10 protein-coding genes and 1 pseudogene are annotated in these 14,505 nt (G+C 59.1%); 7 read left to right on the top strand and 4 right to left on the bottom strand.

The features are described from left to right. Positions 1-5 precede the first annotated feature (5 nt). The 3 genes and pseudogenes from KI613_RS16700 to KI613_RS16690 all read left to right on the top strand — a co-directional run bounded on the left by KI613_RS16700 (position 6) and on the right by KI613_RS16690 (position 3,872). The gene (locus KI613_RS16700; protein WP_226401421.1) at positions 6-1,769 is read left to right on the top strand and encodes a PglL family O-oligosaccharyltransferase; all 1,764 of its coding nucleotides are present in this window, start codon (positions 6-8) and stop codon (positions 1,767-1,769) included. 258 nt (positions 1,770-2,027) lie between these two features. Then, a pseudogene (locus tag KI613_RS21425) lies at positions 2,028-2,130 on the top strand (pilin); the annotation flags it as partial. Between the two features lie 365 nt (positions 2,131-2,495). Continuing rightward, entirely contained in the window at positions 2,496-3,872 is a 1,377-nt protein-coding gene (locus KI613_RS16690) for an O-antigen ligase family protein (RefSeq protein ID WP_226401420.1), read from the top strand. 105 nt (positions 3,873-3,977) lie between these two features. Here KI613_RS16690 and KI613_RS16685 read toward each other — a convergent pair whose 3' ends face one another. The 3 genes from KI613_RS16685 to KI613_RS16675 are packed head-to-tail and all read right to left on the bottom strand — an operon-like array spanning position 3,978 to position 8,043. Next, a complete protein-coding gene (locus tag KI613_RS16685; RefSeq protein ID WP_226401419.1) occupies positions 3,978-5,441 on the bottom strand; it encodes a CYTH and CHAD domain-containing protein in 1,464 nt (487 codons plus the stop codon). 3 nt (positions 5,442-5,444) lie between these two features. Further along, the gene (locus KI613_RS16680; protein ID WP_226401418.1) at positions 5,445-7,358 is read right to left on the bottom strand and encodes a bifunctional diguanylate cyclase/phosphodiesterase; all 1,914 of its coding nucleotides are present in this window, start codon (positions 7,356-7,358) and stop codon (positions 5,445-5,447) included. Positions 7,359-7,368: 10 nt separating this feature from the next. After that, positions 7,369-8,043: a transglutaminase-like cysteine peptidase gene (locus tag KI613_RS16675; RefSeq protein ID WP_226401417.1), complete on the bottom strand. Its 675-nt coding sequence runs from the start codon at positions 8,041-8,043 to the stop codon at positions 7,369-7,371. Between the two features lie 178 nt (positions 8,044-8,221). Between KI613_RS16675 and KI613_RS16670 the strand changes: the two genes are divergently transcribed. After that, on the top strand, positions 8,222-10,015 hold the full coding sequence (locus KI613_RS16670; RefSeq protein ID WP_226401416.1) for a TolC family outer membrane protein: 1,794 nt from the start codon (positions 8,222-8,224) through the stop codon (positions 10,013-10,015). Between the two features lie 87 nt (positions 10,016-10,102). On the opposite strand, the gene KI613_RS16665 is transcribed toward KI613_RS16670, so the two are convergent. Further along, a complete protein-coding gene (locus KI613_RS16665) occupies positions 10,103-10,807 on the bottom strand; it encodes a response regulator transcription factor (protein WP_226401415.1) in 705 nt (234 codons plus the stop codon). A 156-nt stretch (positions 10,808-10,963) separates the two neighbouring features. On the opposite strand from KI613_RS16665, the gene KI613_RS16660 reads away from it, so the two are divergent. From KI613_RS16660 to KI613_RS16650, 3 genes are read left to right on the top strand one after another with little or no spacing between them, the layout of a single operon-like run. Next, the gene (locus KI613_RS16660; RefSeq protein ID WP_226401414.1) at positions 10,964-11,356 is read left to right on the top strand and encodes an Hpt domain-containing protein; all 393 of its coding nucleotides are present in this window, start codon (positions 10,964-10,966) and stop codon (positions 11,354-11,356) included. Continuing rightward, a complete protein-coding gene (locus KI613_RS16655) occupies positions 11,353-14,106 on the top strand; it encodes a response regulator (RefSeq protein ID WP_226401413.1) in 2,754 nt (917 codons plus the stop codon). The genes KI613_RS16660 and KI613_RS16655 overlap by 4 nt, the downstream gene beginning before the upstream one ends. Beyond that, positions 14,103-14,480, top strand: a complete 378-nt coding sequence (locus KI613_RS16650) for a response regulator (protein ID WP_226401411.1) — start codon at positions 14,103-14,105, stop codon at positions 14,478-14,480. Before KI613_RS16655 ends, KI613_RS16650 begins: the two co-directional genes overlap by 4 nt. Positions 14,481-14,505 lie beyond the last annotated feature (25 nt).

Genomic DNA, 14,505 nt, shown 5'->3' with positions numbered 1-14,505 from the left:
TCGGATTGAACAATGAATCCCGCTCCCAAGGCATGGGTGAAAAATTGACAACTAAGTCTGCAGCAACAATACCGCCGATTTTCCTGGGCGTGTTTTCGATATTGCTCTCTCTGGCATGGATCATTCCGAACCATACCAAGCCATGGATGGCGTTTTATTCCGACGCCATCGCTGGTGTCATGCTATTGACTGTCGCTTTTGGGGTGCTTTTTCGCTCCTCGAGCAAACTCGTGGTGATTGGTCTGAGCCTACTGTTCTTGTTTCTAGCAGCTGTCCCGTGGCTTCAATATTCAGTTGGCGTGGTTCATTCATCGGGAATGGCATGGATCAATTCCCTTTATCTGATCGGGCTTTCTCTGGCCATATTTGTTGGATGGAACTGGGAGAGGTCGACGCCCGGCGAATGCCTGGACTTCCTGTTTCTTGCGATCTCCATTGCCGCAGTCATTTCGGTAGGGCTCCAGCTACTGCAATGGTTTCACTTGCCACCTGGCAATTTTTGGGTGGCCTACGTGGGCGAGAGTCGCTTTTCAGCCAACATGGCCCAGCCAAATCAGTTGGCTACCTTACTGCTGCTTTCTGCGATGGGCGTTGCGTGGGGGTATGCGAGAAAGTCGCTGGGGCCGGTAATTTCAATAATACTGGTTCTGTATTTGTTGTTTGGTGTTGTGCTGACCGAGTCCAAAACCGCCGGCTTGAATGTCGCTGGCGTTCTCCTTGCCCTTTACCTCTTCTGGGGCGAGAGCAGGCCAAAACGCTTTAACCTTGTGTTGTTGGGTTTTGGTGTTTATTTTGTTTCACTCTATTTAAGCCTTCCTAGCATCAATGAATTCCTCTTTGGCGAACCCTCCATCCGGCGGCCAGTAGGTGACCCCATTCGACTCGATATGTGGAAAAGCTTGGTGAATGCAGTTATGGAGCGCCCTTGGCTGGGGTATGGCTGGGGCCAAACGACGGAGGCTGTTTTTGCCTCAACCGATTTTCCCGGCACCGGTGGAATGACCAAGCATTCGCACAACATTGTTCTCGATATTTTTTTATATAACGGGCTATTGCTGGGTGGCTTCGTAGTTCTGGTGCTGGGGGCAACCTTTCGGCGATTTTTGGCCCACCTGGAAAATGATTTTTTCATTATTCCGGCGCTGACAGTCGGCATGGTGCTTGTTCACTCAATGCTGGAATTGCCCCTTCACTACGCCTACTTTTCGCTCCCGGTCGGAATGGTTCTCGGGGTTCTCGGGCAGCGCAGTGGTGTGAAGGTATGGTGTGTTTGTCCCAAGTGGCTCGGCCTGGGGCTTGCTGCCGCGGTGGCCTGCGGCTTGTGGATTACCGTTGCGGATTGCCTTGAGGCCGAACGAACTTATTTCAACGTCTATTTCGGCAAGAAAGGGAAAGCAATCCCCCCTGAATTTCAGCCCAAGCTGACGGTGCTGACTCAGTGGCGTGATCGACAGATGTTCGCTAACTCGAAACCCGGGGCGCCGCTTTCTCCGGAGCAACTCAGCTGGATGAAAGGGGTGATAGTGACAACCCCCGAGCCTTTTTTACTATTCCTGCTGGCTCAAAACCTTGCTCTGAACGGGCAACCCGCAGAGGCAAAGGAATGGCTGGGGAAGATGTGCAAAACGGTGCCAAGTCAGGTAAGCAAGGATTTGGCTGAACAGTGGGAGAGTGCGGCAGAGAGCCATGCCGCCTATCGCTTGGTGAATTGGAATCAATGTCCACCGAACAAGTTTGCGTCAGGAAATGACTTGCCTTCGATGGAGTGAGGTCGTTGATCGTATGTCTCAACCAGTTAACCGGGGGATCTGACGTAATCCGTCGGACCTAGGTGACGTAAATTGTCATATTTATTGAGTGGCCTGCGGCCTGATTCGATATATTCCAATGGTTATTTATTTAACGTATTGATTGAATTGAGTTTTTGTGTGCGTGTCAGAGGCTGGTTATCATTCGAAATTCCTGGCACGGATAGTGTTATAGATAACCCAGCGGCTTTTCCGCCTTGTCACTAAAAGGAGATTCAAATGAAGAACGTCCAAAAGGGTTTTACCCTGATCGAACTGATGATCGTTGTGGCCATTATCGGTATCCTGGCTGCTGTGGCTCTCCCGCAATATCGTACCTACACGCAGAAATCGGCTGATGCAGCCTGTCTGGCTGAAGCGACGGCGGTTGCTCATGGCATGGCTTCGGCAAATGCCAATAGCGATACCAGCCTGCTGTCGACGACCCCTTTGTCTGCTTGCAATGCCTCGGGCACTCTTCCGACAGCTTTGGCTACCGGCACTGCCACTTTCAGCTCTAGTCGTGGAACCAAGACTATTACTTGCAACTGGGATTCTGGCGTGTGTACTGCTAGCTAATTCTTAGTGACAGAATGAGACAATAGGGGTCTGGCCCCTATTAAATATACAGAGAAGCCGGGGTTACCACCCCGGCTTTTGTTTTTGTGTGCAAGATGGGCACCCAATTTTTAAGCCGTGACTGAGTTGATGAAATCGAAAGCGCTATCGATCATTGTTGCCTTTTCGGCCTTGATTGCCGGCTTGGTCATACTTGTTGCCCATCCTGACCTTACGTGGCATGACCAGCAGCGACTGGGGCAAATTGCAATTTCGGTACTGTCATTTGCCGGTGTTTTTTTGCTTCGGTATCCTCGTGTTGTAGTTGTAAATCCAGTCTGGCTATGGCCTGCAGTTAGCGTTCTGGTAATCGGCGCCCTGTCTGCCGCTTTCGCCTCACATCCTTGGTGGGCTGCCACTGAGGTCGCCTTGCTAGTGGCCTGCATTGGTATCAGCGCTTTCGTCTTTCGCCTCATGCGCGAATACGGAGATCGGGCAGATCTGGTGTTGGGCAGCATTTTGCGTTTATTGCTGGCGGGCATGGTTTTTCAGTTTTATGTGTCCTTTGTGTCAGCGTTGGCTCATGCCGAGCTTTTCTTTTCCCCTTGGAGCTTGCTATACGGTTTTTCCAACGTGCGTTTTGAAGGGCAATTTCTGACTATCGCGGTCCCCTTGTTAGGGGGCACGCTGTGTATGCCGAAAGACAGCAGCGTCCGTTACCCGCGCAGATTAGATTTTTTCTTGATGCTTTCTCTGGCGAGCATGGTTTTTGTTGCCGGTACTCGGGGAACGATCGCGGCCTGGTTGGCCGTTTCCATCATGTTCTGGGGCTTAAAGGAGGGCGCTAGAAACACCGCAAAGCGTATGTTCTTGGTGATGGCACTGGGTTTCGTACTTGCCTGGCTGGTGTTGCAAACAGTTTCGTGGGTGACCGGCCAGCCAGCAGATTATCGCTTTGCCGGTGAGCAGGTGTTCGGTTTGTCGGCAAGAGAAATTCTTTGGCAACATGCGTGGGCCAAGATTGTCGAGTTCCCCTGGTTCGGCGTAGGGCCGATGCATTTTGCATCATTGGGGAACCCTGTTGGTTCGCACCCGCATCAGTCGCTGTTGCAAATCGCCAGTGAGTGGGGGCTGCCTGTGTTTTTCATGATCATGGCTACTGTTGCGGTCTGGCTATTCAAGGTATTTGCCGAGGTCAGGTCCGGCGATGCCAAGATGGGCGCGGGCCTCCGGTGGGTGTTGCTGTTCGCCGTGTTGTCGTCCATGGTTCAAAGCATGGTCGATGGGGTTCTGGTGATGCCCTACCCTCAACTATGGTTGGCAATCACTGTCGGCTGGTGTTCCGCTCGGTGCCTTCCCCGTGTTCAGGGGGGAGAAAAACGCATACCGGGTTGGCTTCCGCTAGTACTTTGGGGCGTTGCTAACCTGTTGCTGATTGCCGTGGCGGTTAAGAGCTACCCGGACCTTGTCGGCGCAGCCGAGTATTGCGGTGGCGGGCCCCGATTCTGGTGCAACGGTCGAATTTAAGCCTGCAAATTTCATTGTTACGGTCAACCGGAAAAACCGACCAAATTTGAAACCCTGCGTGGCAGCGCGCAATTTATTTCGCCTTCACACGCGGCTATATCCGATTCACGGCGCCCTTTGCATCAACCAGGTTTGCAAGGCCTCCGGCAATTCGCTGACCAGCAAGGTGTGCCGACCTGATATCCAGCCATGGATCGGGCCTACCGGGCGCTTATCCAAGGCTTCGGCGATCAGCATGTTGGCGGTAATGTGGTCGTTGATCAGGCCGAGTTCGTCCTGGAGTTGTGAAAGTGCGGCCAGATAGGGGTTGAGCTTTCGTGGTGGGAGGAGGGGAGCGAAAAACTCCAGCGTGTAGCGCAGCTTCTTGAAGGCGATGCGCATTTTGTGGCGCTCTTCGGGGGATAGCTCTGCGTGTCTACTGGCCATTCGGCGGGCTTTTCGGGCGTGGGAGCTGATTTGCTGGCGGGCGAAATCCTTGAGGGGGATCGGTAGCGTGTCGCCCAGCGTGTAAACAGCGGCGGTGAATTCGAGCAGCAGGCGCGGGTATTCCTTGACGGCGAGCAGGCCGATGACGGATTTTCGGGCGCTGCGGGCACGCCGTTGGGCAGCTTTGCGCAGGCGCTTGATGTCACTATTTTCCGGGAAGGCTTCGGCAATTGGCGGCAGGGTTTCTTCGAGAAACACGTCCCAGTTACGCGTGTCGCCCAGAGCGCCGGCCAGCGTTTGCCAGGTCTGGCCGTAGGCCGCGACGAATTCTGGCGGGAGCACCGGCGCGAAGAGTTTGATCGCCGAGCGCAGGCGGCGTAGCGCAACGCGGGCTTGGTGGATGAATTCTGCTTCACCGCCAAGCAGCAGCCCTTTTTCATTGCGCTGGAAATGCTCCAGGCAGCCTAGCGCGATGCTGCGAAAGGCTTCGATGGGCGTCTGCTGCTCGTTGATCGGTACCGGTTTGCTTTTGAAGGGTCGAAGCGGTTCATTGAGGAATAGTGCGTAGCCACGCTCGGCCTTGCTGGCGATGGCTGGGAATAGCTCGATACTCTCCTGAAGTTGCCGGGTGAGAGTGAAAATGTCGTCAACCCGGCCCGCAAGCAGTTCGAGTTCGATTTCGCAGATTGGTGTCCGTTTCCCTCCGCTTTCGATCTGGCCGCGGTCGATGGCCAGTTCGATCAGTGATTCGCCGAACGGAACGTTCCAGACCTGCCGGCGAAAATCGGTAGTGAAAATGGGCTCGAACTGATTGCTTCGCTTTTCGAGAAAGTCGCGGAAATCGTCGGCGTCGACATGGCTAAAGTCGAAGATGCCCGGCGTGGCCGGCGCCTCCCATTCGCTGCGCATGGCCAGTCCGCCGCTGGCCGGTTCGGCCGATTTGACGGTGCACAGCCATTGCCAACCTTTCTTGCGGAAGCGCACGGCAACGCGCCGGGCGTGAAGCTCCAGCGCCGGGGTATCGAAATAGGTGTTGAGCAGATGCTGTTTCTGAGACTGGATGTTGGCGAGCAGCGGGTGATCGGCCAGTTTGCGCGCCGCTTTCGGGCTGAGTTGAAGCTTGAGTTCGATTTCAGTGCTCATCGTTCAGTTCCTTGGTACGGCGGGGCCGGTTGCGCCATCAAAGCCCAGTTCGGGCAGGATGGCCATCTCTTCGGCGGTCTGAACGCCTTCGGCGATGACGGTCAAACCAATATTATGCGCGATGCTGCACAGGCCCTTGATGAAGGCCTGGTTACCTGTCTGGGTATCGATGGCGCGGATGAAGCTGCCATCGACCTTGAGGTAGTCGAGGCCGATGCCGTGCAGGCGGCCGATTTCACTGAACTGACGGCCGAAGTGTTCGATGCCGAGGCGGCAGCCGAGGGGGCGCAGGGCGTCGCAGAAGGCGTGGAATTCGTCGAAGTGCTTGAAGACGCCGATTTCCGATACTTCCAGCCAGAGGCGAGGCGCCAGGTCCTTGCGGGCGGCGATTTGAGCGAACAGCCGGGCGCGGAACGAGGCATCCAGAATTGATTCGCCAGACAAGTTGACCGCAACAGCCGGCGCCCCGGCAGCAATGCGTTCCAGCGCCAGGCGGGCGGCGGCCAGATCGAGCTCGGTGGTCATCGACAGGCGCGAGGCCATCGGCATGAAGCTGCCGGCGGTCAGCCATTCGCCGTCCTCAGTGGTTTGCAGGCGAAGCGGGCATTCGAAGTGGAGCAATTGCCCGGCGTTGCCGGCTACCGGGAAGTCGATCAGGCGCAGGCGCTGGGTCTGGATGGCGCCTTCGAGCAGTTTTTTCCAGTCGGCGTTGGAGGTCGCATGTTGATCACAATCGCTCTCGGCGCGGCACCAGGCCAGCCCGCTCTGGCCCTCGGCAGAAGCCAGCGCCGTGTCGACGCGGGCTAGCAGGCTGCCAATCGTCTGGCCATGCAGATAGACGCCGCTGGCAATGTGGCCGATCCGTTCGCCGTCGATCAAGCCGGCCGCCGTCAGATCGTTGAGGGCATGAAGCAGTATCTCGGCGTAGGGCGCAGGATCCTGAACGCCCGGCAGGAGCAAGGCAAAATCGGCTCCGTTCAGGCGGGCGGAGGCCGCATTCGGTTTTTCCGCTGCCAGCCCGTTCAGGGTACCGCCGACGCGGCGCAAGAGTTCGTCGGCCATTTCCCGGCCAGCCCGTTTGTTGATCCCGGCCAGATCGGCCAGTCGCAGCAAGACCAGTGAGCCGGATGCGGCAGCGTCGTCGTCACTGAGTGCGGCCGCCAGCTGGTTCATGAAAAAGGCCCGGTTGGCCAGTCCGGTCAGGCTATCGAGGTTCGCTTCGCGGCGTACCTGCTCAAGACGAGCCGCCTCTTCGGCAAACATTGCCTTCAGGCGGTCGACCATGGCATTCATCGCACTGGCCAGGCTTTTCAGTTCGGGCGTCGATGGTTCGCTAATGGTTGTGAAGCGTCTTTCGCTGATGGCGTGTGCCTGCCCGACCACTGCGTCGAGTGGTCGGCGGATCCTGCGCAAAAACTGCATGCCGAGCAGGCCCATCAATCCACCGCCGATGGCGAACCAGGCGAGTAGCTTCAGGGTGCCGCTCCACAACTCTTCGTAGGCAAAATGGCTGTGGCTGACCAGTTCTATCGTGCCAAACTGGTTCCAGCCCGATGAAACCTGGGCTTGGCCGGGCTGCGAGTCAATCGGGAAAACGCGGATGAACCACCCGGGCACGCTGCCGGCATCCTGCGGACTGGTTTTTTCTATCGTCGTCTTGCCGTTCGGATCAATCAGTCGAACAGTCGCGTATTGGCCGCTGTCGAAGACGGCGGCGATCTGGAGTTCGACCGTGACCGGATCCTTGTCCAGTTGCGACATGGACAGTGCCAATGTGGCGGCATTGTCGTTGTTCTTGATGGCCAGTTGGCGTTCCAGATAATGGCGAGCCGTCAGCGTGCTGACGATGAAGCTGCCGGCAAATGCAATAACGGTGCTGGCGATGACCGCGAGCCAGAGTTGTCGGAACAAGGACATGTCGATTACCTCACTGGAAGCCTTCAGCGCGCGCCCGGGCCAGCAAATCCTGCCAGCGTGAAAGATTGCTCTTGCTGGCATTGTTGCCGGTGCCCTGCCACAGCCCCGCGCTGTTGAAACTGAAAATGGGTGAAAGATCACTGCGTCGCGAAGCGGGCAGGATCTGGGGATTCAGGTTGTCGAGAACGAGCGGGTCCGCGGTCGGCGTGGCGTAGTAAGCCAGTACCATGTGCGCCAGGAGGAAGGTCCCGGCCGGACCTGTCTGCACGGCCTTGACGTAAACCAGACGAAGCTTGTTGACCGGTATGCCGAGATCGATCAGCGAGTAATACTTGGCGATGGAAATGTCCTCGCAGTCGCCGCGACCCTGGCCAATGATCTCCGTCGGTGTCGCCCAGTAGTCGTTCTGGCCCCACACCGACATGTCGTCGTCGAAAGTAATTCGCCGATTGATGAAGTCATTGACACGCCGCAGCTTGTCCATTTCCGGCGCCTTGCGCTCTTCGCCGAGCATGCGCTGCCAATCGATCAACAACGGTAACCGGTCGGCACCAAAACGGCTGAGCAACACCTGTTGCAGCCGGTCAAAGTCCACGCCCAGTGCCAAGGGCAGCCCGCTCAAAGAGAGCATGCCTATGGCGACGACTGTGGCCAGCCAGCGGAGCAGCGCAGTTTTGTTACGCAATGGACGCGTCAAGTCGTTGAATTATCAGGTTGGAAACGTCGGTTATTTCACATTCGCCCAATGGCTAATCTCTATAATCCGGCCAAAACCTTGCTGATTATCCTCCATGAAAATGAAAAAACTCCTTTCGTTGCTCGTAACCCTTGCATTTCCTGTCCTCGCCAATGCGGCAGACTTGATGCCGAGCGCCATTGCAGCCCCCGCGACCCTAAAAGAAGTAGCCCAGCGCGCCGTCCTCAACAGCCCTGAAGTCACCGCCAAATGGCACGCCTACCGCGCCGCCGACGAAGAAATCGGCGTCGCCCGCGGTGGCTACCTGCCGCGCGTCGACCTCACTGCCGGCTCCGGCCGCGAAAGCCTGCGCCAGCCGACCACCGCCGACCGTGACTACACCCGCACCGGCGTCCTGCTAAGCCTCAACCAGATGCTCTTCGACGGCTTCGCCACGCGCAACGAAGTCCGCCGCCTCGACAAAGCCAGGCTGGTGCGCTACTACGAACTCCTCGACGCCTCCGAAACCACCGCCCTCGAAGCCGGCCGCGCCTACCTCGACGTCCTGCGCTACCGCCACCTCGTCGACCTCGCCAAAGACAACTACATCCAGCACAAAGCCACCTACGACCAGATCGAACGGCGCACCCAAAGCGGCGTCGGCCGTCGCGTCGACTTCGAACAAGCCGGCAGCCGTCTCGCCCTGGCCGAAATCAACCTGATCACCGAAAGCGCCAACCTCCACGACGTCAGCGCCCGCTACCAGCGCCTCATCGGCCAGCACCCCGCCGACGCCATCGTCCCGCCATCCGAGCTCAACAACGCCATCCCGGCCCAGGCCAAAGTCGCCCTCGCCACCCTGCACCGCAAAAACCCGGCGCTCCTCGCCGCTACTGAAAACATCGAAGCCAGCCAATACGAAATCAACACCCGGCGCGCCGCCTACTCACCGAAGCTCGACTTCCGCGCCCGTACTGACAACACCCGCAACTACCTCGGCGACACCGGCGATCGAAACCACAACGTCGCCGAACTCGTCGTCAGCTGGAACCTCTTCAACGGCGGCTCCGACCGCGCCCGCGAAAAGCAGACCATCGAAAAGAAAAACCTCGCCTTCGACCTCCGCGAAAAAGCCTGCCGCGACACGAGACAGACCCTCCTCATCGCCTACAACGACGTCCAGCGCCTCAAGGAACAAACCACCTTCAACGCCCGCCAGGTCACCCTGCTCGAAAAGACCCGTGACGCCTACCGCGACCAGTTCAACGTCGGCCAGCGCACCCTGCTCGACCTCCTCGATACCGAAAACGAACTCCTCGCCGCCCGGCGCGCCAACATCAACGCCGACACCGACCTGACGCTCGCCTACCTGCGCACCTACGCCGGTATGGGCACCCTGCTCGAACAACTCGGCCTGCAACGCCTCGACGCCGCTACCCCGGACAACAGCGAACTGGCCGACGTCGATCCGAGCCAACTCTGCCCGAACGACCCCATCGCCCTCGGCCTGCCCGATCGCGATGCACTCAACGCCAAAGCCGCTGCCCTCAACGCCAGCCGCGCCCCGCTCGTTGCTGCCGCACCCATCGCCCTCAGCCCCGAAGCCGGCATCCAGAGCCAGGTCAAATCCTGGGCTGCCGCCTGGTCGGCCAGAGATTACGCCGCCTATAGCGCCTTCTACGCCCCGACCTTCACCCCGGACGGCGGTCTGACCCGCGAAGACTGGGCGCAACTGCGCCGGGGTCGCATCGCCACCCGTGACAGCATCAACGTCGACATCCAAGACATGAAAGTCAGGATGGACGGCAACGACCGTGCCTTCGCCGAATTCCGCCAGGTCTACCAGTCCAAGGGCTACAACGACACGACGCAGAAGACGCTGGAGATGATCAAGGTGAACGGCAAGTGGCTGATCAACCGTGAGACGTCCATCCCGTGTAACGGCAACACCGTCGGGGGCTGCAAGGGGCTGGTCAAGTAAGGCTCCCATAGTGTTCGGCTGAAAACCGGACAACCAAGACAAAGGCCATGCAATGCATGGCCTTTGGCGTTTTTGGGGGAGCGGTGCTTAGTTAACGGCTTCGACCTCGGCGATGAAGACGTAGCCCTGCGAGCGCAGCGTCTTGATGAAAGCGCTGCCATCAGCCTGCTTGCCGAGAATCCGGCGAATCTGGCTGACGTGGACGTCGATGATCCGGTCGTAGGGTACGTATTCGCGCTTGAGGACGCGCGATAGCTGTTCGCGGGAGAGCGGCTCGAAGGGGTGCTCAAGGAAGGCAACGAGCAGCGCAAAACCGGATACGCCAAGCGGTGTCGGTTGGTCGCCGGCCAGGGTGAGTTCGCGCGAAGCGGTATCCAGTATCCAGTCGCCGAAATGCAGGCGGCGCATTTCGCCGCGGCCGGGTGCAGCACGCTGGGTTCGACGCAGCAGGCCACGGGTACGGGCCAGCAATTCGCGCATGTTGCAGGGTTTGGGCAGAAAGTCGTCGGCGCCGATCTCGATGCCGATGATGCGTTCGATTTCGTCGGAGCGGGTGGAGTGGATGAGAACCGGGATTTCGGAGTGTTGACGAAGCTGACGGAGCAGTTCCAGCCCATCAGCGTCGGGCAGGCTTAGATCAAGAATGATGACGTCGGGCTTCTCGTCGAGACGTCGCCACATGGCGGCGCCGGTTTCGGCATAAATGCAGTCGATACCGGCGGTGGCCAGGGTTGAGCTCAATATGTGGCGAGTTCCCGGGTCGTCTTCAACAATAAGCGCAGTCTGGCGCATGGTTATTCGTTTCGATTGCACGATAAAGAAAGGATTGTAATCCAATGTAAAACAAAGGCTTTGTTTTACTATTCTTTAACATTGCGTCGGCATCTCGGGCGACAATTCGCTTCTATTCGTGATCTATCCCGACCGATTCATAAAGCTCCGCATTGGATGTCCGTTCCCCGTACCCTGGATGGTTTTGACGTGACTGCTGCCGTCGAGCGCATGCTCGATCAGCCCATGCTCTGGTGGCAGGCCGTTGGCTTGTTCGTCGAGCATTTTGCCGACTGGGAGCAGGGGTGGCAGGAGAGTGTCGGCGACCACGGGCGGGAGCAAAAGCGCGTGCACGCGCTGCGCAGTGCGGCGGCAAATGTCGGCGCGACGGCGCTGGCGGCTACTGCCGCCGACCTTGAAAATCAGTTGTTGAAGTGCCTGGCTGGCCAGGAGATTGCTGTTCCGGACAGCTTGCGTCAGGACTTGCGGCAATCATTTCGGCACACCTGGCTTTCGGCGGCAGGGGCCTGGAAATCCGCGACGCCGGGTTCGGAAGGGCGGTTGGGATGAACCAGATGCCGACTGTTTCCATTCGCGCCCGGTTGGCCAGTATCAATTTTTATGTGCTGCTTCTGGCGATTGCCTTTGTCAGCATATTCATCCTGTGTACCGCCGGCTGGATGGCCATGCGCGGGCATGTCGCCGAGGGCTATGCCCGCCTCGAATTGCTCAACGAAAGTTTGACTCCGGTATTGGCCGGGCGCGAACGCCAAGCCTTCAACGAAAAGTTCGCGCTTCTGCGCAACATGCCCTACCTGCATTCGGCCGCCCTGTTCCGGCAGGATCATTCGGTATTCGTGGCCTACGACAGCCATGGCGCCGAGGATTCCCGGCCGATGCCCTTGAATGACCCGGTGGCCGGGCATCGTTTCTCGTGGAGCCGGATTGATTTTCTGGCGCCGGCTGGCCCGCCTGATCGGCCTTTCGGCTGGTTGCGCCTGAGTATCGATCTGAGCAGTGTCTATCAGCAGTTGCTCGTTTATCTCGGGTTGATCTTGTTTGAAACGGCAGTGGCCCTGGCCGTCGCACTACGCTTGCAGGCGCGGCATGTGGAAAGGCTGATCGAGCCCTTGCAGGATTTGACCCTGCGCATGGCGGAGGTCTCGGTCGGTCGGCTGGATATTCGTGCCGCCGACAGCGGAGTGACGGAAATTGCCCAGCTGGCCAATGGCTTCAACCAGATGGTCGAACAGATTCGCGAGCGGGATCACTGGCTGTCTACGCACCTCGGCAATCTCGAGCAGATTGTCGAGCAGCGCACACGCGAACTGCGTCTCGCCAAGGAGGCAGCCGAAGCCGGCAGCCTGGCCAAGAGTGAGTTTCTGGCTACGATGAGCCATGAAATCCGGACGCCGATGAATGGCGTGCTCGGCATGACCGAACTGCTGCTCAATACCGAACTGGCGCCGACCCAGCGCCAGTTTGTCGAGGCGGTTGAGCGCTCGGGCAAACACCTGCTCGGCATCATCAATGACATTCTCGACTTTTCGAAAATCGAGTCGGGCAAGCTGGAACTCGATGCCGTCGATTTCGATCTGCGCCAGTTGCTCGAGGAATCGCTCGAGCTGTTTTCGCAGCAGGCCGGCAAGAAAGGCCTGGAGCTGCTCGCCGATCTGCCGCCGGACGAGAGCCTGGTTGTTCGTGGCGATGCCCTGCGCTTGCGGCAGATCGTTGTTAACCTGCTCGGCAATGCCATCAAATTCACGGCGAGCGGAGAGATTTTCCTGCGTTTGCGCGTCCTCGAACATTCCGAATTTGGCCTTAAATTCCGGTTGACCGTGACAGACACCGGTATTGGCATCCCGCTTGATGCCCAGCAGCGAATATTCGAACATTTTGCCCAGGCCGATGGCTCGACCACCCGCCAGTACGGTGGAACCGGCCTCGGGTTGGCGATTTGTCAGCGCCTGGTCGACATGATGGGCGGCAGTATCAGCGTCGACAGCCAACCGGGGCAGGGAGCGAGTTTTTCGGTCGAGCTGGCCATGCCGCTCGGCCAGTTGCCTGAGGAAAAGCCTGTACAAGCGCCAGCTGCCGTCGTTGGCCGGCGCTTGCTGATCGTCGATGACACGCCGGCGCAATGCGAGATTCTGCTGGCCCAACTGAAGGGGCGAGGCTTGGCGGCGGATACGGCCAGTTCCGGAATGCGCGCGCTGGCCATGGCGGGGGCAGCCATGGCTGAAGGCGAGCCGTACGCGCTGGTGCTGGTCGATATGGAAATGGCCGAAATGTCAGGGCTCGACCTGGTACGTGCCTTGCGCGCCAACTCCCGGCTGTCGGCGATGCGGGTCATCGTATTCTCGTCGGCACCTGACATGCCTGAGCAATTGGTGCAGGCCGGGCTGGAGGTCGCGGCCTGTCTGAGCAAGCCCTTGCGCCAGGCAGATTTGCTGCGTGCCGTCGAAGCGGCGCTCGGCCGTCGGGAGCGCAGCGAAAGCCCGAAAGCGCTGCCGGCCAGCCGGCGGTTGCGCGGCAAGGTTTTGCTCGCCGAGGATAACGAAAGCAATCTGATCGTGGCCCGTGCCCAACTGGAAAGACTGGGGCTGGAAGTGATAACCGTCGGCGACGGTCAGCAGGCGCTTGATGTGCTGGCGAGCGAGACGGTCGATCTCGTTTTGATGGATTGCCAGATGCCGATTCTCGACGGTTTCGCGGCAACCATGGCGTTGCGTGAACGTGAGGCTGGTAGCGCTCGGCACCTGCCGGTCATTGCGCTGACCGCCAATGCCATGAAGGGCGACCGAGAACGCTGCGTGGTGGCCGGGATGGATGACTATCTGGCCAAACCCTATACCGGCGAGGAACTGCTGGCGGTGCTGGCGCGCTGGTTGCCGGCTGAGCGGCGCAAGCCGCAGGTGGTCGCCACTGAACAGGACCGCCTGGCGCATGAGCGCAGCGATGGGGCGGCGCTTGATCCGGTGGCTCTCGAGAAAATTCGCGCCTTGTCGCCGGACGGCGCGGAGGCGCTGGTAGGGCAGGTGCTGGCGGCCTATCTGAAAGCCGCCGAGCGCGAATGGGCGCGCTTTGATCAAGGCCTGGAAGAGGGTGATACCAACGTGCTGGCCCGCGCCGCCCATGCCCTCAAGTCGAGCAGTTTCAACGTCGGCGCCAACGGCCTGGCCGAGCGGTGCAGCGAGATCGAGCAACTCGGCCGAGAGGGAAAAATGCGTCAGCTACTGACCCGTGTGGACGGCCTTCGTGCCGAATGGTTGCGCGTCGAGGCCGCCCTGAAGGCCACTCTGGCCGGGCTTGAAAGATGAGCGCTACGCCCTGGCGGGTTCTCGCGGCCGACGACGATCCGACCGCCGGTCTGTTGATGCAGGCGGTCCTGGGCGGTGGCGATTTTGTGCTGACGCTGGTCGATAACGGCAACGATGCGCTGGCCAGGTTTCAGGCCTCAGCGTACGACATTGCCTTGCTCGACGTCGAAATGCCTGGACGCGATGGTTTCGAAGTCTGTTCGGCCATTCGTCAGACGCATGGCGTCGGCTTCCCAGTCGTTCTGGTCACCGGGCGCAGCGATCCCCTGTTTCTCGAAAAGGCGCGGCAACTGTCGGCCAGTCACATCGCCAAGCCGATTGACTGGACCTCGCTGGCCGGTCAACTGCGCTCCCTGCTGGCTGCCAAGCGATAAGCCCTGCGCCCTGCTGGGCAGGGCT

Origin of the sequence: Ferribacterium limneticum, assembly GCF_020510585.1 — a bacterium.
GTDB lineage: Bacteria > Pseudomonadota > Gammaproteobacteria > Burkholderiales > Rhodocyclaceae > Azonexus.
This window is presented reverse-complemented; position numbering and strand designations above follow the sequence as displayed.